This window comes from Novosphingobium sp. NBM11 (genome assembly GCF_015390225.1).
In the GTDB taxonomy this organism is placed as follows: domain Bacteria; phylum Pseudomonadota; class Alphaproteobacteria; order Sphingomonadales; family Sphingomonadaceae; genus Novosphingobium.
Map to the genome: position 1 here is coordinate 1 of NZ_VUOG01000002.1, position 23,442 is coordinate 23,442.

The following is a 23,442-nucleotide window of genomic DNA, read 5'->3' on the forward strand; positions in this document are numbered from 1 at the left end:
GGCATGGTCCTCGACCCGCTCGACCTCAAGCCCCTGTTCGGGCATCCGCGACGCCGCCGGCCCGATCTTGTGCTGCGGCTCAAGCTCGATGCCCTGCGCCGCCAACGTCCGGTGATCGATCCGCGCATCTATATCCAGCTCGGCAAGCCGCTCGTTGACATGATCGGCCCACGCCTCGCGCCAGCCCTGCAACAGCGCCGCGCTGTTCCACTCGCGCACCTTCTGCCCGAACCCTCCGGGCCGACCTCGCGCATCGACAGCATGACGTGCGCGTGGGGCTTGGCTGGCCGTCCTTCCCCATGTCCCAATGCACATCCAGGTCCGCCACCATGCCGCGTTCGACGAACTGCTTTTCAACGAAATCGCGCGCGAGCTGGATGCCCTGTTGCTGGTTCATCTCGCGCGGAATCGAGAACTCCACCTCGCGGGCAAGCTGGGCGTCCTTCCTGATCTCTCCCGCCTCGACCTCGTTCCACAAGGTCGTGCGGTCGTTTAAACGCTCCGGCGCACCTTCGGGCAACATGATTTCCGAATGGACGACGCCGGCCTTGTTCGAGAAATCATGGTCGCGCCCTAGCCGGTCATCGTGCAACCGTTCCGCCGCACGATAGGCAGCGGACGCAACGGCGCTCGATCCGTTGGCGCGACTGATGACCTTGGCCGAGAAATGGTAGATCGCCATGACGGCCACTATACTGCCCTTCTTAGCGCACGTCGGCAACGACGTATAAGCGCGCACTCACTCTCTGGCCGTTCGCGTGATTGACTTCGCCGCATTTTACGGAACCTACCTTGCCAGCAGGATCGTGCTACGCTGCGGCGCTGAGTTTTCACAGGCGCGAGGATGAGGATGCGGAAAACAACGCGATATGACGCGAGCTACGGCAACTGAACGACAAGGCCAAGGCGCTCAAGGCCCGCAAGGTCAGCAGCTCGGCGAACTCGTCACGTCCACCGGGGCCGACGCGCTCGATCTCGATACGCTCGCCGGCGCGCTGCTCATATCGTCGCGGAATCGGAAGTTGCCGAAAATCGGGAGGCGTGGCGTTCCGATGGCGCGACCTTCTTTCAGCGCAAGGGCCGCAAAGCTACGCCACCCTCGCTATGACGGCGAAGGCGGAAACGAAACTGGCGCAGGCGAGACACCGTTGAGGCCGCTCGCGCCGCACCGATACAAGGGAATGGGTCGTGGCGCCGCCGGAACGCACCGCCACTATAGAACTGGGCGGCCTCGTCCAGAAAGCCGGCCTGGTCGAGCTGCCGGCGACGATCGCGCCACCCTCTACGGCGCAATGCTCGATTGCGCCGCCCGCGCGCGGGTGACGACGACGGCGGTTCGGTCCTCGCCCTCTGGAAGCGGCGCGGCAAGCGCGCGTTCGACGCGGAAGCGGAAGCGACTGACACGGAGGCAATCGACCATGACCCGCGACATTCCCCGCTCCTGGCAACTCATGATGGTAGGGCCGGGTACCACGACATCACACCCGAGCTACGCGATCAGCTCGTCCGCCTGCTCGACCTGTTTGCCGGAAACCGCCGCATCGACATCGAGAACCGATGGCGGCGGCGTCACCGCCTCGCGCGACTGGCCTAGCGAACGCATGGAGGAAGCCAACGCGATCCTGGCGCCATTGCCGCGCTCCCGGCGTTCACGGCGTCACGATGCCCAAGGGTATCTGACGATGGAGTGGCTGCGCCAGCTCGGCCGCGCGATCCGCAACCTCGCCCGCATCGCCCGCCAAAATCCGGTATGGGCCATCACCGCTTTCACGCTCAGCCCCCGTGAAGCTTATCCGGCACCTGATCGGTGTCCCATCCTGTTCCTCATCACCGGCATTGTGCTCGCCGGCGGCGCGCAGTTCGTCCTTCATTCCCTCATGGAACCTGCCGCGAGATTCCCATGTCTACCAGATGGGAATGATGCTGACGGGCCTCGTCATCATCCTCGTGGCGCTACGCGCGCTCTTCCAGCCCCTGATCCTGCGCTATGCCGGCCCTGACGGTGACGACACCCACGGCTCGGCCCGCTTCGCTACCGATCGCGAGACGCGCACCTTCGCCAAAATGGTGACGGCCTGCTGATCGGCCGTGATCGCAAGTCGGGCAAGCTGCTGCGCTATGCCGGCCCCTCCCATCTGCTGACGATCGCGCGACGCGCACCGGCAAGGGCGTGGGGACCATCATTCCCAACCTGCTCGACTATCCGGCCCGGTCGTCTGCATCGACCCCCAAGGGCGAGAACGCCCGCATCACCGCCCGCCACCGCGCGAAGTTCGGCCCGGTCCACGTCCTCGATCCCTTCGGAGTGACGGGCATTGCCTCGGCCGCGTTCAAATCCATTGGATCGCATCGACCTGCCGGCCTCGACTCGCCGACGATGCCATGACGCTGGCGACGCGCTGGTCTATGACGCTCCTGGCGAAGCCGGCGAGGCGCATTGGAATGAGGAAGCCAAGGCGCTGATCGCCGGCCTGATCCTCCATATCGTCGCTAGCGAGCCCCCCGCAACCCGCACCCTCGCCACGCTGCGCGAACGCCTCACCCTCGCCCCTGCCGCTTTCGCATCCCTGCTCGAAACCATGCAGAGACAAGGCGGCCTGGTCGCGCGCGCCGCCAACCGCCATCTTGGCAAGTCCGATCGCGAAGCCGCCGGCGTGCTGTCGGCCGCGCAGCGCCATACCCATTTTCCTCGATAGCCCGCGCATGACGGCGGTGCTGGGGCCATTCGGATTTTACGTTCACCGATGTGAAGGCGCGCGCCACCACCGTTTATTTGGTGCTGCCGCCCGATCGGCTCGCCACCTATGCCCGCTGGCTGCGCCTGATGCTCGCCCAAGGCCTCACCGATCTGGCGCGTGCGCCGGCCTCCCCCGCCCGCCCCGTCCTGTTCCTGCTCGATGAATTTGCCGCGCTGGCCGTCTCGAACCTATCGAGCGCGCCATGGGCCTGATGGCCGGCTACGGCATTCAGCTCTGGCCCAATCTTGCAGGATGTTTCACCAGCTCCGCGCGCTCTATGAGCGCCGCGCCGGCACCTTCCTGTCGAACGCCGGCGTCTTGCAGATATTCGGGGTCAACGATCACGACAGCGCGAAACTCGTCTCCGATCTGCTCGGCCAGGAAACGGTCGTGTTCGAGACCATGAGCCGCGCAATCGACAGCGACGAAACCGGCATATCGTTCGGGTCGCAGCATGTCGCGCGGCCCCTGCTCACGCCGGATGAAGTCCGTACGCTGCGCGAGGATTACCAGCTCCTGTTCCTCGCGGGCAAACGCCCGATCGTCGCCGCCAAGCTCGCCTATTTTGCCGATCGCGAGTTCGCGGGTCGCTTCGATAAGGCGTGAAGCCGTTTAAAACGGCCTGTCCGTTAGGCGCCATCATTCGATATCGTTTGTATATCGGAGATATGGCGTTCCGGCCGCACACTACGCCGCGACGAAATCGTCTGAAAGCGGCGAAAATCGCGCTCTGGCGCGCGAAAGTGAGTTTTGGGGTATCGGCTCACCGTTCGCGTGTCGCGCAGCGGTGGGTGATACCCCGAAGGTTCGTGGATCTCGCATCGAAAATCGACCGCCTGGGAAGCCCGTAGAGCGTCATGGGGCGGTTCTGACGCCAACCCCCCCTATCCGAGAGCTGGAATGGCGCGCAGCGGTCCGGAAATCGTCCCTGCCGAGACGTTTCCGCCTCCCTGCCCTCTTGATCGAGCGTCTACATATCCGCTTGGCTTTTTTGGAAAGCCATTTGCAACCGGTTGGTCTAGGCGGTGTGGCTGGCGATAGGAGCGCCACGGTTGCCATCATTCCCAACAATTAAAAGCGCACCGGCGAAGCCGGTTTCATCATGGGGATGCCGGGTGGGAGGATCGCTAAAGCGATCCGGGGCGGCCGAAGGCCGCGAGCCGGCGGGGCGAAGCCCCAGAGGCGGTGCTTTTCTTCTTCTTCTGGTCTGAGGGTTCGGCGTATCGCGGACTTATCCACAGTCAGGCTACCCCAAAACTCACCGTTCGCGTTCTGATTCAGAGATTCTTCTTAGATTCAAGATTCAAGAGGCCTCAAACCCGCAGAAAACCTTGAAAAATTGCCTTGAAAAGTGAGTGTTGGGGTCGAGTCGCGTGAGTTTTGGGGTAGCCTTCGGTGAGTGTTGGGGTCGGTAAAAAGTGAGTGTTGGGGTCGAGTCCGGTGAGTTTTTGGGTAGCCGCCAAATCGACGGTGAGTTTTGGGGTATCCCCTCCCCGCCCTCCATCGGGGAGCTTTAGGAATTGCCTAGCTCACCGTTGCTGCTAAAGTGAGGGCATGAATCGTGCAAGCTCACCTGTAAAATAACGGAAAGGCAAAGATTGCCCTAGGTGATGATACCGCCCTCACCCTCTCGCAAAAGGGGCGCGGAAATCCGTTCGATCCGCCAATTACGGGGAAATCGTCAAACCCGGCGAGCTGGTCGATATCGTCGAGCTGTCCCCCCTCACCCTCGCCGATCGCCGAATCTACAATCTGCTGATCGCGAACGCCTGGGAACGGATCGGCGAGCCGGTCATTCACCGCATCGCCAAAACCGCGCTCAAAGGGCACGCATCAGGGCAATGAGCGCATAGAAAGCTCGCTGCTGCGCCTGATGGGCACAATCGCCATTCGTCACGATCCGCAAGGGCGGCAAGAGCTACAAGCGCCGCGTCCAGCTTCTCGGCCCCAGCGACGAAAGCCTCGAAAAAGACGGCTCCTGGCATTACCGCATCCCCGAAGAACTGATTGAGATTTTGCGTAACAGCGAGGTCTATGCACGGCTCAAGACGCAGGTGATGTATTGTTTCGAGTCGAAATACGCGCTCTGCCTCTATGAAATGATCCGAACGCCGGATCGGCCTCGAATACAAGCAAAGCGAGGAGTTCACGATTGCGGAGCTGCGCGGCCTGCTCAACGTGCCGGAAGGCAAATTGGAACGCTTCGCCGATTTCAACAAATACTGCCTCAAGGTCGCCCAGGAGGAAATCAACAAGCTCTGCCCCTTCTGGGTCGAGTTCACGCCGATCAAGAAGGGCCGCAAGGTCGAGCGGGTTTCTATGATGTGGCTCCCGAAAACCATGAGCGCCGCCGTGACGCGGCAAAACCTGATCGACCACATAGCATCGTCCGCCGCGCGAAGCTGCGCGGCGATATACCCGAAATGCCGGTGCTGGTGGATTTCAGCCTGCCCGCCGCCCAAAAGGTGAGGCCCTACCCCAAAACTCACCTTCGCGCGCTGGGGCCGCCGCGCCCTAGCCGGCACTACCCTGCGCCGGCATCGAGGGTGACTACACGAAAGTGACGTATCTGCACGGAAAGGGCGAACGGATAGCGAACGTCACGCGGCAAGTAGGGAGTTGACGGCGCGCAGCGGTCGCAAGGCGTCCGGATCGGGTTGATCTTCACATTCCAGCTATAGTCACCGGTCAAGCGAGATATGCTCCCAGCCCAAATGGCGCGATGTGGCGTGCGATTTCGTCGGCTGTGCGATGTCCGCCAGCGCCATTTCGAGATAGCGAGTGTTCCACAAGATGATGGCGGCGACGAGCAGGTTGAGGCCGGAGGCGCGATAGGTCTGGTTCTCGACCGACGATCGCGCAGTTTCGCCGAGCTGGTTGAAGAAGAGCGCGCGGGCGAGCGCGTTTGGCGGGCTTCGCCTTTGTTGAGGCCCGCCTGGGTGCGCCGGCGCAGGTCGATGTCGCGCAGCCAGTCGAGCATGAAAATGGAGCGTTCGAGGCGGCCCAGCTCGCGTAGTGCGAGGGCCAGTCCGTTCTGTCGCGGATAGGCGGACAAGCGGCGCAGCATTGCCGAAGCAGTGACGGTGCCGGTGCGGATCGACGTGGCGAACCGCAGCAGTTCGTCCCAATGCGCCGCGACATGACCCAATGCGATCGGTTCGGCCGTCATGCCGGCAAGCAAGGGGCCGGATTCTTGGCCGGGAAGAGGTGTAAACGACGCTCCTTGATGTCGCGCAGGCGCGGCGCGAAGCGGTAGCCGAAGAAGGGCATGAGGCCGAACACATGGTCCGATGCCCCGCCCGTATCGGTGTAGTGCTCCTCGATCGTCAGGCCGGTCTGGTGATACAGCAAGCCATCCAGCACATAGGGCGCTTCGCCAGCGGTCGCCGCGATCACCCGACTTGCGAAAGGGGTCATATCGATCCGAGACATGGGTGTAGAAGGCAACGCCTGGTTCGTTGCCGCTGCGCGCGTTGATGTCGCCGATCGCGGCCCCACGGCCCCCGGCATGAAATTGCTGTCCGTCGCTCGACGAAGTGGTGCCGTCTCCCCACAGCGCGGCGAGCGGCATGGCGCGATGGGCGTCGATCAGCCTTCCCAACGCTTCGCCATAGGCGGCTTCCGCTGATGTGCCAGTCGTGAAGATGGGCGAGCTGACGCAGACTTGCGCCCCGGCAGGTTTCCGCCATGCGTGTGAGGCCGAGATTGATGCCATCGGCGAGGATGACCGTGAGCAGCGCATTGCGATCGTCGGCTTCCCGGCCCGAACGACGATGGATGAAGCATTCGCTGAACCCGGTCCAGGCATCGACCTCCAGCAGAAGATCGGTGATCTTCACGCGCGGCAGTCGATCATAGGCGGCGCGACGGGCAATCTCGGTGGCGGGCGGTGTTGCCGCCTTCAGCGGCGAGATGATGAGACCGTTTTCGTCAAGCTTAACCTGGGGCAGCTCCCCTTGCCGTGCAAGGACCGTTACCTGCTCGATTCGCCGTGTCGAGCCTGGTGCGCCGTTCCTCGATATGGCGCTCGAAATCCGTTTCGATGGCGAGCGGCAACGGCCCCTTCTCGCGCAGCGCCGCAAAGGTCGCCGGCGGTATGAGATAGCTGTCGAAATCGCGAAACTGCCGGCTTCCGCGACCCATATATCCCCGGCTCGCAACCGCTCGCGTAGTTGGGGTCGGTTCCGGCTGAGGGCGAAATGACACCCTAAGCGAAACGGCAAGAAGGGGTGGGGAGCGGACATCGCGCCCCCGCCTTGCGTCATCCTGAACTTGTTTCAGGATCCATCGGGCGATGGCTCTGTTGCCAAAGATTGGCGGCAGTCAGAGGTAGGCTGTCGCTCTGCGCCGATCAGGCGGCTGCTGCGAAATGGTGGTTGAGCATGCCCATGGCCTCCGTCAGCGCCGAGGGCCCAATGCCAAAAGCTCTCTCCACAAGGCGCACCTCGCCCCTGATGCCGGGCTGCAGCACCAGGGGCGAGCCTGTCCTTTGCGCAGGGCTCGCATGACTTCGAATCCCTTGATCGTGGCATAGGCCGTGGGGATCGATTTGAAACCGGCGCACCGGCTTGATCAGTATCTTGAGCTTTCCGTGATCGGCCTCGATCACGTTATTGAGATACTTCACCTGCCGGTGGGCCGTCTCCCGGTCCAGCTTTCCTTCGCGCTTCAATTCGGTGATCGCTGCACCATAGCTCGGCGCTTTGTCGGTATTGAGCGTGGCAGGCTTTTCCCAGTGCTTCAGGCCTCGCAGGGCCTTGCCCAGGAACCGCTTCGCTGCCTTGGCGCTGCGGGTCGGCGACAGGTAGAAATCGATCGTGTCGCCCCGCTTGTCGACTGCCCGGTACAGGTAGGTCCACTTGCCCCGCACCTTGACGTAGTTTCATCCAGGCGCCAGCTCGGATCAAAGCCACGCCGCCAGAACCAGCGCAGCCGCTTCTCCATCTCCGGGGCGTAGCACTGGACCCAGCGATAGATCGTCGTATGGTCGACCGAAATGCCGCGTTCCGCCAGCATTTCCTCAAGGTCGCGATAGCTGATCGGATAGCGACAATACCAGCGCACGCCCACAGGATCACATCACCCTGGAAATGGCGCCACTTGAAATCCGTCATCGTTCCGTCCGTCCAATCTCCGCCAAGCATGCTCAAGCTTCACGATTTTTGCAACAGAGCGGTGAGGGACATAGTCTTCTCCGTGGGCGTGGGGGTGTTCGGGGGGGTGTTCGCGGGGGCGCCCGACGGTTTTGCGCGTCGGGCCATATCAGTTGAACCGGTAGCGGACCGTCAGGCCGTAGGTGGCGGGCATGCCGGCGAAGCGGTGGTGAAGTCCGAATTGCGGGTGACGCCGTTGACATAGAATTTGTTGGTGATGTTGCGGCCCCACAGTTCGAGCCGCCAGCGCTCGTCCGACGCCTCGATCCCGGCGCGCAGGTCGACCAGCGCATAGCCGTCGATCTTCAGCCCGGCCTCGAGCGCGGCCACCGCCGGATCGCCGCTCAGCAGCGCGCCCGTCGTCGAACTTCGCGCGGTGATCGTGCCGCCGAGGAAGGCGTAGAGATCGGCGAAGGCCGGGAAGCGATACTGCGCGTCGAGGCTGCCCTGCCAGCGCGGGGTATAGGGGAAGCGCTGGCCGACGAAGTCGGACGGCGTGCCATAAGGGCCGGTCGGGTTGATCGGGTTGCGATCGATCCGGGTGTCGACATAGGTGCCGCTGGCGGTGAGGGTGAAGCCGGCGACCGGCCGCAGGGTCGCGGTGATCTCGGCGCCCTGGATGTGGTTCTTCGGGATCGACACCAGGCTGGGCAGCGGACCGAACACCGGATCGACCAGGAAGCCGACGAGCTGCTTGTCGCGGTAGCGATAGTAGAAGGCGGCGGCCTCGACCTGAAGCATCCGGCCGAAGCCGAGCTTGGCGCCCGCTTCGAACGCCAGCACCGACTCCTGCGGCACCGGCCGGAGCTGGACCGCCGACGAGGCCGGCAGGGTCGGGAAGCTGCCCGACTTATAGCCCTTGGTGACGTTGGCGTAGAGCAGGCTCTGACTGTCGAGGTTCCAGTTGAGGCTGGCGCGCCACGACAGATTGTCCTCGTTCAGCTTGCCGGTGACGATCGGCGCGGGGAGGAAATTGGCGCCCAGCGTACCGCAGCCGCCCAGCGGGATCGTCTGCGGCGCGCCGGTGAAGATGGTGCTGAGCAGGCCAAGCGCGGCCGAGATCTGGCCATTGCCATTGTCGCGGACGCAGCCGGCGAAGTCGCGCTTCTGGTCGGTGTAGCGAACCGACCCCTGCAGGACGAGGCGGTCGGCCAGCGGCAGATCGAGGCTGGCGAAGACGGCCTTGGATTCGATCTTCTGGTCGTTGTCGACGAAGAAGGAGTCGAACGTCGCCGGGCCGACAGCGGTGCCCGATGTGATCATCGGATCGAAGATCAGCCGTTCGAACACCTTGTCGTGCTGGTAATTGCCGCCGACCATCCATTTGAGGCCCGAGGGCGTGTCGCCGGTCAGCCGCAATTCCTGCGCGAAGGTCTTGATCCGTCCGGTATCGTCGGAGACGCCCGATGAGAAGGTCGTGCCGTCGAGGTCCAGCGGGATGCTCTGCCGGTAATCGGCATAGGAGGTGAGCGAGGTCAGCGTGACCGCGCTGCTCAGGTCGACCTCGACCCGGCCGGAGATGTGATAGAGCCGGTCGTCGCGGACAAAGTCGCCATTGGGATCCCAGGCGGCGGCGCGCGGCGAGCGCGGCGACACCGGGAAGGTCGCGAGCGGGAAGGGAACCGGCCGCGCCATCGGCCCGGTCAACAGCGGCGTATAGGCCACGGGTCTGCGGCTGCTGCGTGTCCGACGTGTCGTGCCACGCGGTGGCGACCAGTTCGGCGCGGATCGTGTCAGCGGGCTTCCAGTCGAGGATCGCACGGCCGTTGACGAAGCGGCGACGGCCGATCGTGTCGCCATTGGTGTAGCCGCGCTGCCAGTCGCCCTGGCGTTCGCCGCGCACCGCGATGCGGCCCGACAGGGTCGAGGTCAGCGGACCGCTGACAAAGGCTTCGCCGGTGATCTCGTTGAAGCGGCCATAGGAGGCCTCGACCCCCGCCTTCAGTTCGTCGGTCGGCTTGGCCGCGATATAGTTGATCGCGCCGCCGGTGGAGTTCTGGCCGAACAGGGTGCCCTGCGGCCCCTTCAGCACCTCGACCCGCTCGATATCGAGCATTGCGCCGCGCGTCATCGCCGAGAAGGGCAAGGGCTGCTGGTCGACATAGACCGACACGCCGGGGCTGACGCCGAGCGTCGTGTCGTTGAAGCCGACGCCGCGCAGGAAGAAGACCGGCAGACCGTAGACGGTGCGCTGGAAGGTGAAGCCGGGAACGAGCTTTTCGAGCTGCTCGCTGCTGGTCACGCCCAGCGACTTCAGATGATCGCCGGTCGCGGCGTTGATCGACATCGGCACGTCGCGAAGCCGCTCGGCGCGCTTCTGCGCGGTGACGATGATGTCGCCGGTGTCGACGCTGGCCGCGTCGGCCACCGCCGTTTCGGCGGGCGCTGTCGCCTGCGCCAGAGCGATGCCACTCGACGATGCCAGGGCGGCGATCGCCAGGCCGCGGACGATGGTGCTGAACTGCTTCATGATCCCCTCCTCCAGGTTCGACTGTCCGTCGAATCTCTTCGGAGAGTTTTATGAATGAACTCTCATAAAACTACAATATGAGAAATCTCTCATCTTTGAATTTTTGATGCGGCGAGGCGACTTCCGTCAAGGCCTCGGAAAGCAAGATACTGAAAATTAACGAAAGTAATTCAGCGGATGCCGCCTCTTACCGGGCTTGGCCCAGCTTGGATTCGAAATAGGAGCGCATGATCAGCGCCATTTCCTGCTGAATATCCACCCCCGCACCGCCGCGTTCGAGCGCATAGGCCGCCTTGAGGATCTGCAGCGCGACGATCGCCACGACCTTCGTTTCCGATGCCGGGACGTGGGGGGCCTTGCTGGCCAGAAGCGAGGCCAGCTCGGCCTCGAATTCGTCATGCGAGCTCGGGCGAAGCCTGGAAGGGGGCGTTTGCGGGAGGGGGCGGAATCCTACGCCAAGCTCGCCCAGATAGCCGGCGCGAGATCTTACTTGTTGCTGCCTTCTACGGTCGCGCCAGAAAGGCGACGGCTCAGTTCTATCCGGCGATGGCTACGCATTTTGAAGGTGTCTGGCCCAACGCGCCGATACTCAATGAAGCCGAGAGAACGCCAAAATCGCTCTGCCGCTTCATTCGCTTCCAGCACGGCCAACCGAATCTCTGTGGCACCTCTCGCAGCGGCCCAGCTTTCGACCGTCGAGTAAATTGAGCGTCCGACGCCACGACCACGCTGTGCGGCATCTACGATCATGAAGCCGAGATACCATGTGCCATCACGCGGATAATCGCGGAGGATGGCCGCGATTGCATATAGGCCGCCAGGCCCCTTCCATCCCAGGACAGCTTGATTGTGGGCGCTCTTTTCGGGCGGCACATCGGAGAAAAGCTCGCGAGCACCGTCCAGCGTGGGCGCGGCCCCGTCCTGCAACAGGAAATAGTCGCTGCAACGGTTGTACAGGTCTGCAACGTCTGCGGCGTCCGCTTGGGTAAGTTTGATCGGGGCTCCCGTCATCATCATCGCGTTTTGGCAGCAAGCACGCGCTGACCGTAATCCCGGAGTTCCCCGTTGGGACCGACATAGCGGTAGAGAGTGACGCGCTCGATCCCGAGTTCCTTGCAGAGGTCGGAAACGGACGTGTCGCGTTGGGCCATAGCAGCCTGAGCGAGCCGCACCTGGGCCTTGGAGAGGGCGAACTTGCGGCCACCCTTGCGTCCCCGCGCGCGGGCAGCGGCCAGGCCAGCCATGGTGCGCTCGCGGATCATATCCCGCTCAAACTCCGCCAGTGTGGCAAAAATGCCGAACACCATCCGGCCCGATGGCGTCGTGGTGTCGATCTGCGCGCCCTTGCCGGTGAGCACCCGCAGACCGATACCGCGATCCGACAGATTCTGCACCGTGCTGACCAGGTGGGTGAGCGTTCGGCCGAGCCGGTCGAGCTTCCAAACGATGAGGACATCGCCGTCGCGCAACGATTTCAGGCAGGCGGCAAGACCGGGGCGATCATCACGGCTACCGGATGCACGATCATCATAGATATTGCCTGGCTCGACACCGGCAGCGCGAAGGGCATCGTGCTGCAGGTCGAGCGACTGCGAGCCGTCGGCTTTGGACACGCGGGCGTAGCCGATCAGCATGGATCACAAACGAAGGTTTGAGGCGGTGACGAACATGAGCACATAAGATTGGGCTATTGTGTATCTTAACCAGCATCTCAATCAAGCTATCTCAAACCGTAGCTCGGAAAGAATAAGGAGCATGTATGCCGCGTCGCGTGACCCTGACCGATCGACAGCGCGAGGCGCTGCTTCACTTGCCGGTCGATCAAGGTGAGCTGCTGCGGCACTATACCCTCAGCGATGAGGATCTCGGGCATATCCGCCAGCGCCGGCGCGCCCACAATCGTTTTGGCTTCGCGCTGCAACTGTGCGTCCTGCGCTACCCGGGCCGGGTGCTCGCTCCTGGCGAGTTGATCCCGGCGCAGGTATCGGATTTCATCGCGGCCCCAGCTCGGCCTGACCAGCGACGATCTACTCCTCTATGCCGCGCGCGAGGAGACCCGGCACGAGCATCTGGCGGACCTTCGCCGAATCTACGGCTATCGCTCCTTTTCGGGGCGGGGCGCACGGGATTTGCGCGAATGGATCGCTCGGGAAGCCGAGGCGGCGACATCGAATGAGGATCTTGCCCGTCGCTTCGTTGCGGAGTGTCGCCGCACCCGCACGATCCTTCCCGGCTCCTCGACGATCGAGCGCCTTTGCGCCGATGCGCTGGTTGAGGCCGAGCGCCGGATCGAGGATCTTATCGCCCATCGCATCACGCCAACCCTGAGCGAGAATTTGGCTCACCTGTTGGAGGATACGGTGGATGGTCGCGTCACGCGCTTCGTATGGCTGCGACAGTTCGAGTTGGCGCAAATTCAGCAGCCGCTAACCGGCTGATGGATCGACTGGAATATCTTCAAAGGTTCGATCTTCCGGCGGATTTGCTGGACGGCGTGCCGGCGCATCGTGTGACCCGGCTTCGCCGGCAGGGCGAGCGCTATTACGCCGACGGCATGCGTGATCTGCCCGAAGACAGGCGGCTTGCGATCCTCGCTGTCTGCACCCTGGAATGGCGGTCATCGCTGGCCGATGTCATCGTGGAGACCCACGATCGCATCGTAGGCCGTCTCTATCGGGCCTCCGAACGCCTTTGCAACACCAGGATCGCCGACGCAAAGGCGGCCGTTCGGGACACGCTGAAGTCCTTTGCCGAAATCGGTGGTGCTTTGCTTGGAGCGCAGGACGATGGCACGGCCCTGGACGGGATAATCGCCACCGGGCCTGGCTGGGAACGGTTCAGAACCCTTGTCGCCACGGCCTCCGCGCTGACCAACGTGCTCGCGGCCGACCCGCTCAGCCGTGTGCTGGACGGCTATCACCGTTTCCGCCTCTACGCGCCCAGGATGCTGCGCCTGCTCGACATGCAGGCGGCGCCGATCGCCACGCCTCTTCTGGCGGCCGTTGCGATGCTGCGTAACGGGATCAAGGTCGATCCGCCGGTGGATTTTCTACGTCCCAACTCGAAATGGCATCGTCATCTTCGCGCTGAGCCCAGCGGCGACCACCGGCTTTGGGAAATCGCGGTGCTGTTCCACATCCGCGACGCCTTCCGGTCCGGTGACATATGGTTGGCGGGATCGCGCCGCTATGGCGACCTCAAGCAGCTTCTGGTCCCGCCACAGGCGATAGAGCAGACCGCGCGGCTCGCCGTGCCGCTGCGACCCGGCGAATGGCTGGCCGAGCGCAGGGCTCGACTGGATACACGGCTGAAGGAGTTTGGCCGCGCGGCGCGAACCGGCACGATCCCAGGCGGCATCATCGAGAACGGCAAGCTGCACATCGACAAGCTGAGGGCCGACACGCCCGAAGGGGCCGAGGATCTCGTGCTCGATCTCTATCAACAGCTCCCGCCGCGAGGATCACCGATCTGTTGCTGGAAGTCGATGAGCGAACCGGATTTTCCGAGGCGTTCACGCATCTGCGCACCGGCGCGCCCTGCAGCGACCGGATCGGCCTGATGAACGTGTTGCTGGCGGAAGGCGTCAATCTCGGTTTGCGCAAGATGGCGGCGGCGACCAACACGCACAGCTTCTGGGAATTGCTGCGGATCGCGCGCTGGCATGTCGAAGGCAGCGCCTATGATCGGGCGCTCGCCATGATCGTGGAGGCCCACGCCGCCCTGCCCATGGCCGCCTTCTGGGGACAAGGGCAATCGGCATCCAGCGACGGGCAGTTCTTCCTTGCTACCGAGCAGGGCGAGGCGATGAATCTGATCAACGCGAAATATGGCAACGTCCCGGGCCTCAAGGGATACAGCCATGTGTCCGATCAATATGCGCCGTTCGCAACCCAGGTGATCCCGGCAACGGTCAGCGAGGCTCCCTATATCCTGGACGGGCTGCTCATGAATGACGCGGGCCGCCGCGTTCGCCAGCATTTTGCCGACACGGGCGGCTTCACCGATCATGTGTTCGCCGCCTGCGCCTTGCTCGGCTACAGGTTCGCCCCCCGTATCCGCGATCTCCCTCAGAAAAGACTCTATGCCTTCACGCCCAACGCGACGCCGGCCAATGTGCGAGCGCTGGTCGGAGGTAAGATCAATGAACCGCTCATCGAGCGCAACTGGCCCGACATCCTGCGCATCATGGCGACGATCGCAGCGGGGATCGTCGCCCCCAGCCAGATTCTTCGCAAGCTCGCCTCTTACCCGCGCCAGAATGAGCTGGCCCTCGCATTGCGAGAGGTGGGCCGCATCGAGCGAACCCTGTTCATGATCGACTGGATTCTTGATGCCGGCCTCCAGCGCCAGGCTCAGATCGGCCTCAACAAGGGTGAGGCCCACCACGCCCTAAAGCGCGCCATCAGCTTCCACCGCCGAGGTGAAATCCGGGATCGATCCGGCGAAGGCCAGCACTATCGCATCGCCGGAATGAACCTGCTCGCCGCCATCATCATATTCTGGAACACCATGAAGCTCGGCGAGGTCGTCAATACCCGGGCCGCCAGCGGTACCCCATATCGCGCCTGATCTACTCGCCCACGTCTCGCCGTTGGGATGGGAACACATCAATCTAACCGGGGAATATCGCTGGCCCAAATCCTTAGCGTAGGATTCCGCCCCCTCCCGCAAACGCCCCCGGGATGGGCAACCAGCTCACATATTTGGCGAGCAGGGTTCTACCTCGATCGTTGGTCAATCGGATTGCCGCCCTCCCATATCGGCGCCCGTAGAGCGGCACCACATAAAAGGGGCAGGAAAGCCTGCGAATAGCATCTGCTGGCATCGTACCGGATTTGTTCGCCCTTAGCGTGCAGATACGTCACTTTCGTGTAGTCACCCCATCTACAACCTGCTGATCGCCAATGCCTGGGATCGGATCGGCGAGCCGGTCATCCACCGCATCGCCAAATCCGCGCTTAAGGGCACGCACCAGGGCAATGAGCGCATCGAAAGTTCGCTGCTGCGCCTGATGGGCACGATCGCGATCGTCACCATCCGCAAGGGCAACAAGAGCTTCAAGCGCCGTGTCCAGCTTCTCGGCCCGAGCGATGAAAGCCTCGAAAAAGACGGCTTCCTGCACTATCGCATCCCCGAAGAGCTGATCGAGATATTGCGCAATAGCGAGGTCTATGCGCGCCTCAAGACGCAGGTGATGTATTGTTTTCGAGTCGAAATACGCGCTCTGCCTCTATGAAATGATCGAGCGGCCGTATCGGTCTCGAATACAAGCAATCCGAAGAGTTCACGATCGCCGAGCTGCGCGGCCTGCTCAACGTGCCCGATGGCAAGCTCGAACGCTTCGCCGATTTCAACAAATACTGCCTCAAGGTGGCAGCGGACGAAATTAACAAGCTCTGCCCCTTCTATGTCGAGTTCACGCCGATCAAGAAGGGCCGCAAGGTCGAGCGCGTGTCGATGATGTGGCTGCCCAAAACGTCGAGTGGCCGGCGCGACGCGCAAAACCTGATCGATCAGCACAGCATCGTGCGCCGCGCCAAGCTGCGCGGCGGCATCCCCGAAATGCCGGTGCTGGTGGATTTCAGCCTGCCCGCCGAACGGTGAGCCCTTACCCCAAAACTCACCGTTCGCGCGCTCGACTTCGCTGGCATGTGCTGCCGCTCGGCCTGCCAGAACGATCTGGTGGGGGCAGAGCTTGGATGAAATGACACTTTCCGCAGACGGAGGGCATTCCTTTGGGCAATAGGACGACGGTCGAAATCAAGGCATATGTTCCGGCGAAAGATTTTGATTTATCGAGACAATTCTATCGCGACCTCGGATTTGCTGAGATGTGGCTATCCGACGATATGGCGTATTTCAATGCTGGTAGTTGTAGCTTCCTGCTGCAACGCTTCTATGAAAAGGAACGCGCCGAAAACTTTATGATGCACCTCCTCGTCGAGGATGTTGATGCTTGGTGGCAGCATGTCGAGGCTCAGCAGCTCGTTCAAAAATACGGCGTCAGGGCCGAACCGCCCGAAGACAGGCCGTGGGGTATTCGCGATTTCATCCTTGTCGATCCAACCAGCGTCCTCTGGCGCATCGGCCAAGGCATTGAGAGTGGCCCAGCTTAGCCTTCGCCGGCGTCGAGCGCGCGGCTGACGGTGAACTGAATCCATGCGCTGCGGCTGATCCCGCGCCGCTTGGCCGCAGTATCGACCTTCGCGAGAAGCGCACGATCGAAGCGCAGCATCACCGGCGACTTGCGCGGCTCGGTCCCCTCCCCGGCCTCGGCCGCGATCGGCGCTGCCTCGGGCTTGGCTGCGCCGGCAATGAAGGCGTCGGCCGCCGCGTCGTCCACCGGGGGCTTGGGCTTGCTGTTCGGTTTACGAGCGATAGCCATAGAAGATCACTCCGATATTATTTTGATATACAAATGGCAGCGATGAGCGCGTTAAGCTCGTCGATCGCCTTGGGGTCGCGCGGGCTATGCTCGACAATCGCCCTGCCCTCGGCCGCCGCGTTCGGAAATGCCTTGCGGCGAACGATCGACGTGGACAGCACCTCGATCCCCTCGATATCGCCGATCATCTCCAACGCGGCATCATTGTCGGCCCCTTGCGCGTCCGCGCCGTTCAGCACGGCGACGGCGCGCAGCCCCTCGTTTATCTCGCGCGCCTCGGCGACCAGCGCCGAAACCTGGTCCAAGGCCCATACGTCGAAGCTGCGCGGCTGCACCGGGACTAGGAGCGTATCGGCGACGGTGAGCGCGGCGCGCAGCGAGCCAGTGTCACGTCCGCCCACGTCGATGATGATGTCGTCATATTTGCTGGCGAGCTGGCGAACCTGACTGCGCAGCGCAGCGCCGGTGAGCGCGACGGCGGTATAGCCAGCTTGCCCAAGCCTCTCGGCGCGGAGCTGGGTGAAGGTGAGGGCGGTGCCCTGCTCGTCGCCGTCCACCAGCAACAGGTCGCGCCCCGCGAGCGCCAGCGCGACCGCGAGATTGACGGCGAGGGTAGTCTTACCAACGCCGCCCTTAGTGTTTCCGACTGCCAATATCATAGCGCCCTCACTCTGCGAGCAATCGTTAATCGGTTTGCGATGATCTGTCTATCATAGCGATATACATTTCTCATTCTTCGGGCTCGGGGTCGTCGTCGAGCGGGTCATGTTGCATAACTCCGTGATCCTCGATCGGGCAGAGCGGCGCGCCGGCCTGTTCCAGCCATTTGCGCGCGGTCCTGACGGTATAGCCGCACGTCGCGCACTCGCATTTGAGCAGCCGGGTAGTCTGCTTCTTCGGCGCCGTCGTGTCGCCGGCCGTATCGAGACGGGCATGGGGAGGGGGCCTGCTGCATCGAGGATCGGGGTCACGACAGCAAGGAACGCCTCGCCGGGGGTGGTAGCACGCATCGGCCCGACCAGGCCCAGCCCTACAGCGACCCGTTTAAACGCTTTCCCATGTCCGGCCGGGATGCCGACGGCGGCATGGACCAGCTCATGCGCGAGAATGGCCGCGATCTGCGCCGGCATGGCATCGGGTGCGTGCGCGAGGTCCGGCCGGATGAAGATTTCAAAATGGCCATCCGCGCTCAGCCGGTTATCCCAGCACTCGCCGATCGCCTTGCCCTTTGCTCCCCTGCTGGTGAAACCGATCGCCACGCGCACGCGATCGGGCAGGGGGGCGTCCAACGCCTCGAACAGCGGAGCCATACCCAGCGCCACCCGATTGAGCCAGCTTTCGCGGTTGTCCTGTGTCATGTGGTTCTACTCCCTTCAAATCGCCTGTGCGGCGATGGCCACAGCCATCGGCCGGACACGGACGCCCAAGAACGCCGGCAGGAGAGGGGGCAGCGGGAATCGACGGGGTGGAGCGGCCGCAGCGCAGCGAGGCACGGCCCGTCGATTCCCGTTGCTGGGGAGAGGGGGGCGGAACGCCCTCTCCCCACTGACAAGTATAGAGCCGGCGGCGCCGGCCCCGCATCGAGCGAGATCCGCGCAGCGATCTCGCCCCGCCATGTGGATCGTCACCTTGGGCCAAGACCGCCAGCGGGCTTGGGGAGCGGAGCGAGTAGAGCCACGGTGCCGCGCAGCGGCAGGCGCCGGCTTCAAGATGGGAACTTGCGCTTGTGTCTCGGTTTTGATACACCGTTCGCGATGGAGCCTGCGACCCCGAAGCCGATTCATTTCCTGGGTGACAGCCGCGAGGCCCTACGGGATTTCCCGGATGACGCTCGCTATAGTGCTGGCGTCGAACTCCGGGCGGTGCAGACGGGGCTCGATCCATCGGATTGGAAGCCCATGAAGACGGTCGGAGCGGGCGTAAGGGAGATAAGAATCAAGGAAGCATCGGGCGCATTTCGAGTGATCTATTTGGCGACATTGCCGGATCGCGTGCTTGTGCTTCATGCGTTTCAGAAGAAGACGCAGCAGACGCCGAAAAAGGACATCGATCTGGCCGCAAAGCGGCTGAAAATTTGGAAGGCAGAGCAATGAACGCCGAGACTGTGAATATCGAAGTCTTCGATAGCGTCTTTGATGCGCTCGCCGACACGCCGGCGGAAGCGGCGAACCTGACCGCGCGCGCGGACCTGCTGCTGAGCATCCGCGAGCGGGTGAAGTCGTGGAACGTGCCGCAGGAACAGGCCGCAAAGCGCCTCGGCCTGACGCGACCGCGCCTCAACGACCTGCTGCGCGGGAAGCTCGACAAGTTCTCGCTGGATGCGCTGGTGAACGTCGCCACGGCGGCGGGCTTCAGGCTCCATATCCAACTCGAAGAAGCGGCTTGAGCGACAGGCGAATGGCCGGCACTGGCACGCCGCACCGACATGACGGTAAGCCCTGGCTGCAGCACTGGGCGGCGCGCTACACCTGACAGCGCCTTTCCCGTTCGCACCGTCGAGATCGGCAATTTAGAGACGGCGGCCGGCTAGGACGATCGTGCCGGTCAAGAAGGGCAAGGGATTCCAATTCACATTCGATCCGGTATTATTTGTATAGCGATATACAGTCATTTGTATATCAAGTGCGGCGTGATGGAGGCTGCATCGCTTGATAAAGCACAGGGTCAGGCGAGCGCCGCAACAGGTCGCAGGAGAGGCTGACGCCTAGTTCGCCATCAGCCAGGTCAAATCGGTCTTAAGCAGCTCCTCGGTCACGCCACCGAATATCCGCTCCTTCCATCGACCTTGCGACCGTCCGCCCGCCACCAACAGGCCATAGCCTTCGCGCCGGGCAATCTCCGTCATCGTCGCTGCGGCACCTTTCTCATTGTCCGGAATGTGAAGCTGTCGAGCATCGAGCTGATGGGCGCTAAGATAACGCTCCACGGCGCTGAGACATTCCGAGGACGTCTCATCCCCTACGCCCACGATCAGGATGCTCTCACATCGCCGCAAAAGGGGGAGGGCGGCTCGCAAGGCGCATCGCGATTTCCCGGCAATCCTTCCATCCGATCAGCCCGCGCCGGAAGCCTTGGGCTAATGGCGCAGCTCCTACGCGCAAAACCGGCGTGCCCGTAGATGCCGCAAGGTCGACCGGATCGGCCTGGACGATATTGGCGTCTCCCGGCAGTCCCGTGACGATTAGATCGGCCAGCAGACCGTGCTCGCGTAGCACGGTGCCCGGATCGCCAACGCCGTCACACCATTCGGCCGATAAGGGCGAGTCCTTCACCACCCGGTCGAACGTCGAACGCGACGTCGCAATGGCCGATCGCATATCCTGCTCTTGGACCATCGAATGAACGGGATTTTGGACAAGGGCGTCAGCGATCGACATGCTGGCGGGCCATGCGGCACACACGATGGACAGTGCCGCCTCCTGCTCACCCGCGATCTGCAAAGCGGCTTCGATGCGCCGCTCCACGCCGGCTCCCGGCGTTGCGTCCACGACCAGGCTACGGAGCTTTTCGGCGGTCATTATCGTTCCCTTCATGAAGAGGGCGAGACTAGGTTCGCTGGTCACGGCGATCAACAGTGTGGCGGGTTACGCCCGACTTGCGACAGAGATTAAAGACGGCAACAGCCCTGTCGAGACAGCAGACATGACGTCGCGATATTTTCATTGTTCCGATATTCACCAGGTCGGGCGCGCAAGTGCCGATCGCCACAATTACCGCCAGTAACTTCGGCTTTAACTTGGAAGCCGTATGATATAACGGCACATCAACGCCGGTGCGCGAAAGGAATCCTTTCCCGATCTGAGCATCATGTTATACGGGCATCCCATGGGACGCTTGCTGACCCTTATCCTGATGTGCGTTGTGTCGCTGTCGTTGATGGCGGGCACAGTCGCGCACGCGGCCGAACCAATCGGCTGCCTCGATTCGGACGTCGCCGCCGGCCTCGGCCATGCGGCGGGCGACCGCGATCAGGTTCCATCTGACGATGGCAAGGCGACGCCGCACCATCACGGCGGTTGTCACGGCCACCAAATCGGCGAGCCGGTGAAGGAAGGGCTCGTCACTCAAGCGACCCTGCGCTCTGCCGTTCCTTTCCTTGCCAATGCCAAGGTCCGCGTTTCCGCACCGACCGATCCGGCCTACCGCCCTCCAAGAGCCTGACGATTCCAGCCTAGCCCTTTGTCGGGGCTTCCTCGGAAATTGTCAGGAGTCTTCTCACCATGCACCGATTGTTCGCGGCCTTGATGGCCGCGACGGCTTGCGCGAGTATCGCGCAGGCCCAAACCACGCCACCGGCCGATGCCGGGCAGGCGCTGTCGCCAGGCACGCCGCCCGCGCTTGCGGGTCCGGTTTTCAGTGTCGATCGCGCGCTCGAATTGGCAGGCGTCGTCTCTCCGGCACTGGAAGCTGCGTCGGCCGACGTTCGGGCGGCGGAAGCCGGACGCCGCGTCGCCGGACTGCGCCCTAATCCGACTGTCACCGTCGAAGCCGAGAATGTCGCGGGCTCAGGCCAGTATCGCGGCGCGCAAAGCCTTGAGGCGACGACTTCGCTTACGTTGCCGCTTGAACTCGGCGGCAAGCGATCGGCCAGGATCGCCGTCGCCGACGCTCGAACCGACCGGGCCGCGATTCAGGCGGCCATCGCCCAAGCCGATCTCCGGCTGAACGTCATCCGTGCCTACGCGGAGGCGGCCTCGGCGGAACGCCGGCTTATCACCGCCCGCGATCAGGCCCGGATCGCAAATGAGGCTCTGCGCGGTGCGCAGGTCCGCGTGCAGGCGGGCCGCGCATCGCCGATCGAAGTGCAGCGCGCCGACGTGGCACGGGTCAACGCTGACGCGGCGCTGACGCGCGAGGAACGGGCTGTCGAAGTCGCGCGGTTCACCCTGGCGCGCATTATCGGCGAACCGATCATGGGGCCGCTCGATACGGATTGGTTTCGCTCGCGCTCCCACAACCTATGGCCCCCTCCGGCCGATCGACAGCACGGGCACGCTCATGATGGCGGCGGCCGACGCCGACTTCGCCATCGCCGACGCCGGCGTGCGCCTCGCCCGCTCGCAGCGCGTGCCTGACCTGACGCTCGGGGCTGGGGCGCGCCGGCTCGAACAGACCAATGACACGGCGGCGATTTTCAGTCTGTCGATCCCGATTCCGTTGTTCAACAACGGCCGCGCGGCGCTGGGCCAGGCCACCGCCGAACGGCAGAGCGCGGACGCGCGGCGACGCCTTACGGCGCTTGATGTGGACCAAGCCATCGCGCGTGCGCAAGCTGATGCCGCCAACGCCGCGACGAATGCGGCGGCGGCCAGCGGACCCGCGCTTGCGGCGGCCGAAGAAGCGGCTCGCATCGCGCGCATCGGCTACCGGGAGGGCAAGTTCGGCCAGCTCGATCTACTCGATGCCGAACGCACCCTCGCCCAAACGCGGGCGGCGGCGATCGACGCGCTGCTCTCCTACCACATCGCCCAGGCGCAGCTTGAGCGGCTTACTGCCCGCGCGCCCGTCACACAGGGGGAAAACCCATGAAGTCACTTCATATGGTGGCCTTGCCGCTCACACTGGCCGCATTGCTGATGGCCGGATGCTCCGGCGGCGAAAAGGCCCCCGACGAAGCATCGAACGCCGCCACGGCCGAAAATGGCGCGTCGAGCGAGAAAGCTGGCCATGCCGACGAAGAAGGCGAAATCGACCTTAGCGCCGATCAGATTCGCAAAGCCGGCATCGAGATCGTGCGCGTGATCCGCAGCGGCGGCGGCGCGCTGACGCTGCCGGCGACGATCGAGGGTGATCCGCAGGGGATGCAAGTCGTGTCCGCCGCGATCGGGGCCGCGTGGTGTCGCTCACCCGCAACCTTGGCCAGTCGGTCGGGCGCGGACAATCGCTCGCCGTTATCGAGAGCCGCGAAGCCGCATCGCTCAACGCCGAGATCGAAGCGGCACGGGCGAGGCTGGGTCTCGCCGAGAGCAACCTTCGCCGCGAGCAGCGCTTGTTCAACGAGCGCGTGTCGCCCGAACAGGATCTGATCGCGGCGCGCACGGCGGCCACCGAAGCGCGCATCGCGCTACGTCTTGCGCAACAGCAAGTGTCCGCCGCAGGCGGCGGTGGTGGTGCGCTCAATCGCATCGCGATCAACAGCGCCCCTTTCTGGCCAGGTCGTCGCGCGCAGCGTGACGCTGGGCCAGACCGTCGCGGCCGACGCCGAGTTGTTCCGCGTTGCCGACCTTGGGCGGGTCGCGGTGACGCTGGCGCTGTCACCGGCGGACGCCGGCAAGGTGCGGCCCGGCTCCATGATCGAGATCGTTGCCGGCGATCGGCGATCGGTGGCGCGGGTAGATTTCGTGTTCGCCGATCCTTGATGAGACCACGCGGCTCGCCAGCGTGATCGCGGTCATCGACAACCGTTCGGGTCAATGGCGCGTAGGCGAGCCGGTCACGGCCTCGATCCAGCTCGCCGGTGGCGGCGCTGCCGCGCTGCTCGTGCCGCAAAGCGCGGTGCAGACGGTCGAGGGCCGGTCCACCGTGTTCGTGCGAACCGATCACGGCTTCAAGGCCACGCCCGTCACGCTCGGAAGCCCGAACGGCGACAATGTGGTCGTGACCTCGGGGCTCAAGGGCGACGAACAGCTCGCTGGCCCCAATAGCTTCACTCTCAAGGCTGAGCTTGGAAAAGGCGAAGCGGAGCATGGGCACTGA

General features: G+C 63.5%; 18 protein-coding genes and 12 pseudogenes. 16 read left to right on the plus strand and 14 right to left on the minus strand.

Annotated elements, in window-relative coordinates; translation table 11 throughout:
• Positions 1–682, minus strand: a pseudogene (gene mobQ, locus F1640_RS20105) (MobQ family relaxase); the annotation flags it as partial.
• A gap of 168 nt (positions 683–850) precedes the next feature.
• Here mobQ and F1640_RS20110 point away from each other — a divergent pair.
• Together F1640_RS20110 and F1640_RS25445 are read left to right on the plus strand one after the other, a co-directional pair.
• Positions 851–1,142 (plus strand): annotated as a pseudogene (locus F1640_RS20110) (conjugal transfer protein TraD); the annotation flags it as partial.
• Positions 1,143–1,188: 46 nt separating this feature from the next.
• Positions 1,189–1,405 (plus strand): annotated as a pseudogene (locus F1640_RS25445) (conjugal transfer protein TraD); the annotation flags it as partial.
• Positions 1,406–1,649: 244 nt separating this feature from the next.
• Here the strand turns inward: F1640_RS25445 and F1640_RS25450 are convergent.
• Positions 1,650–1,871 carry a hypothetical protein gene (locus F1640_RS25450; RefSeq protein WP_255530629.1) on the minus strand — a complete coding sequence of 74 codons (222 nt, stop codon included), beginning with the start codon at positions 1,869–1,871 and terminating at the stop codon, positions 1,650–1,652.
• A 46-nt stretch (positions 1,872–1,917) separates the two neighbouring features.
• Here F1640_RS25450 and F1640_RS25455 point away from each other — a divergent pair, with 46 nt between their 5' ends.
• The 6 genes and pseudogenes from F1640_RS25455 to F1640_RS20125 form a co-directional block, all read left to right on the plus strand.
• Positions 1,918–2,082, plus strand: coding sequence for a hypothetical protein (locus F1640_RS25455; protein ID WP_255530630.1), 165 nt, complete (start codon positions 1,918–1,920; stop codon positions 2,080–2,082).
• Positions 2,083–2,170: 88 nt separating this feature from the next.
• The gene (locus F1640_RS25460) at positions 2,171–2,386 is read left to right on the plus strand and encodes a type IV secretory system conjugative DNA transfer family protein (RefSeq protein WP_309229325.1); all 216 of its coding nucleotides are present in this window, start codon (positions 2,171–2,173) and stop codon (positions 2,384–2,386) included.
• Complete coding sequence (locus F1640_RS25465) at positions 2,340–2,696, plus strand: hypothetical protein (protein WP_255530631.1); 357 nt, start codon at positions 2,340–2,342, stop codon at positions 2,694–2,696. The genes F1640_RS25460 and F1640_RS25465 overlap by 47 nt, the downstream gene beginning before the upstream one ends.
• Positions 2,697–2,746: 50 nt before the next feature.
• Positions 2,747–2,950 carry a type IV secretory system conjugative DNA transfer family protein gene (locus tag F1640_RS25470; protein WP_309229326.1) on the plus strand — a complete coding sequence of 68 codons (204 nt, stop codon included), beginning with the start codon at positions 2,747–2,749 and terminating at the stop codon, positions 2,948–2,950.
• A gap of 40 nt (positions 2,951–2,990) precedes the next feature.
• The gene (locus F1640_RS25475) at positions 2,991–3,344 is read left to right on the plus strand and encodes a type IV secretory system conjugative DNA transfer family protein (RefSeq protein WP_255530632.1); all 354 of its coding nucleotides are present in this window, start codon (positions 2,991–2,993) and stop codon (positions 3,342–3,344) included.
• A gap of 948 nt (positions 3,345–4,292) precedes the next feature.
• Positions 4,293–5,203 (plus strand): annotated as a pseudogene (locus tag F1640_RS20125) (replication initiation protein); the annotation flags it as partial.
• Positions 5,204–5,338: 135 nt separating this feature from the next.
• On the opposite strand, the pseudogene F1640_RS20130 reads toward F1640_RS20125, so the two are convergent.
• The 7 genes and pseudogenes from F1640_RS20130 to F1640_RS20150 form a co-directional block, all read right to left on the minus strand.
• Positions 5,339–6,913 (minus strand): annotated as a pseudogene (locus F1640_RS20130) (Tn3 family transposase); the annotation flags it as partial.
• 176 nt (positions 6,914–7,089) lie between these two features.
• A pseudogene (locus F1640_RS20135) lies at positions 7,090–7,852 on the minus strand (IS6-like element IS6100 family transposase).
• Positions 7,853–8,023: 171 nt separating this feature from the next.
• Complete coding sequence (locus F1640_RS25480) at positions 8,024–9,556, minus strand: TonB-dependent receptor (protein WP_309229327.1); 1,533 nt, start codon at positions 9,554–9,556, stop codon at positions 8,024–8,026.
• Between the two features lie 373 nt (positions 9,557–9,929).
• A pseudogene (locus F1640_RS25860) lies at positions 9,930–10,361 on the minus strand (TonB-dependent receptor plug domain-containing protein); the annotation flags it as partial.
• Positions 10,362–10,548: 187 nt separating this feature from the next.
• Entirely contained in the window at positions 10,549–10,683 is a 135-nt protein-coding gene (locus F1640_RS25490) for a hypothetical protein (RefSeq protein ID WP_255530633.1), read from the minus strand.
• Between the two features lie 164 nt (positions 10,684–10,847).
• Positions 10,848–11,378, minus strand: a complete 531-nt coding sequence (locus tag F1640_RS20145; protein WP_185210334.1) for a GNAT family N-acetyltransferase — start codon at positions 11,376–11,378, stop codon at positions 10,848–10,850.
• Positions 11,375–11,995 carry a recombinase family protein gene (locus tag F1640_RS20150; RefSeq protein WP_008832583.1) on the minus strand — a complete coding sequence of 207 codons (621 nt, stop codon included), beginning with the start codon at positions 11,993–11,995 and terminating at the stop codon, positions 11,375–11,377. Before F1640_RS20150 ends, F1640_RS20145 begins: the two co-directional genes overlap by 4 nt.
• Before the next feature lie 125 nt (positions 11,996–12,120).
• On the opposite strand from F1640_RS20150, the pseudogene F1640_RS20155 reads away from it, so the two are divergent.
• The 3 genes and pseudogenes from F1640_RS20155 to F1640_RS20165 all read left to right on the plus strand — a co-directional run bounded on the left by F1640_RS20155 (position 12,121) and on the right by F1640_RS20165 (position 16,477).
• Positions 12,121–15,012, plus strand: a pseudogene (locus tag F1640_RS20155) (Tn3 family transposase).
• A gap of 231 nt (positions 15,013–15,243) precedes the next feature.
• A pseudogene (locus F1640_RS20160) lies at positions 15,244–15,965 on the plus strand (replication initiation protein); the annotation flags it as partial.
• 131 nt (positions 15,966–16,096) lie between these two features.
• Positions 16,097–16,477 (plus strand): VOC family protein, encoded by a 381-nt coding sequence (locus F1640_RS20165; RefSeq protein ID WP_194921599.1) that lies wholly within the window; start codon positions 16,097–16,099, stop codon positions 16,475–16,477.
• Here F1640_RS20165 and F1640_RS20170 read toward each other — a convergent pair.
• The 3 genes and pseudogenes from F1640_RS20170 to F1640_RS20180 form a co-directional block, all read right to left on the minus strand.
• The gene (locus F1640_RS20170; RefSeq protein ID WP_194921600.1) at positions 16,474–16,746 is read right to left on the minus strand and encodes a hypothetical protein; all 273 of its coding nucleotides are present in this window, start codon (positions 16,744–16,746) and stop codon (positions 16,474–16,476) included. The genes F1640_RS20165 and F1640_RS20170 overlap by 4 nt on opposite strands.
• Positions 16,747–16,763: 17 nt before the next feature.
• Entirely contained in the window at positions 16,764–17,405 is a 642-nt protein-coding gene (locus F1640_RS20175) for an AAA family ATPase (RefSeq protein ID WP_194921601.1), read from the minus strand.
• A 70-nt stretch (positions 17,406–17,475) separates the two neighbouring features.
• Positions 17,476–18,104 (minus strand): annotated as a pseudogene (locus F1640_RS20180) (transcription elongation protein SprT).
• 360 nt (positions 18,105–18,464) lie between these two features.
• On the opposite strand from F1640_RS20180, the gene F1640_RS20185 reads away from it, so the two are divergent.
• The gene (locus F1640_RS20185) at positions 18,465–18,839 is read left to right on the plus strand and encodes a type II toxin-antitoxin system RelE/ParE family toxin (RefSeq protein WP_305082353.1); all 375 of its coding nucleotides are present in this window, start codon (positions 18,465–18,467) and stop codon (positions 18,837–18,839) included.
• Positions 18,836–19,132 carry a helix-turn-helix domain-containing protein gene (locus tag F1640_RS20190; protein WP_206694912.1) on the plus strand — a complete coding sequence of 99 codons (297 nt, stop codon included), beginning with the start codon at positions 18,836–18,838 and terminating at the stop codon, positions 19,130–19,132. The genes F1640_RS20185 and F1640_RS20190 overlap by 4 nt, the downstream gene beginning before the upstream one ends.
• A gap of 318 nt (positions 19,133–19,450) precedes the next feature.
• Here F1640_RS20190 and F1640_RS20195 read toward each other — a convergent pair whose 3' ends face one another.
• Positions 19,451–19,672: a universal stress protein gene (locus F1640_RS20195; protein ID WP_194921602.1), complete on the minus strand. Its 222-nt coding sequence runs from the start codon at positions 19,670–19,672 to the stop codon at positions 19,451–19,453.
• Between the two features lie 55 nt (positions 19,673–19,727).
• Entirely contained in the window at positions 19,728–20,264 is a 537-nt protein-coding gene (locus tag F1640_RS20200) for a hypothetical protein (RefSeq protein WP_194921603.1), read from the minus strand.
• 307 nt (positions 20,265–20,571) lie between these two features.
• Between F1640_RS20200 and F1640_RS20205 the strand changes: the two genes are divergently transcribed.
• From F1640_RS20205 to F1640_RS20215, 3 genes and pseudogenes are all read left to right on the plus strand, one after another.
• Positions 20,572–20,907 (plus strand): hypothetical protein, encoded by a 336-nt coding sequence (locus F1640_RS20205; protein ID WP_194921604.1) that lies wholly within the window; start codon positions 20,572–20,574, stop codon positions 20,905–20,907.
• Between the two features lie 59 nt (positions 20,908–20,966).
• Positions 20,967–22,275, plus strand: a pseudogene (locus tag F1640_RS20210) (TolC family protein).
• A pseudogene (locus F1640_RS20215) lies at positions 22,272–23,442 on the plus strand (efflux RND transporter periplasmic adaptor subunit). The pseudogenes F1640_RS20210 and F1640_RS20215 overlap by 4 nt, the downstream one beginning before the upstream one ends.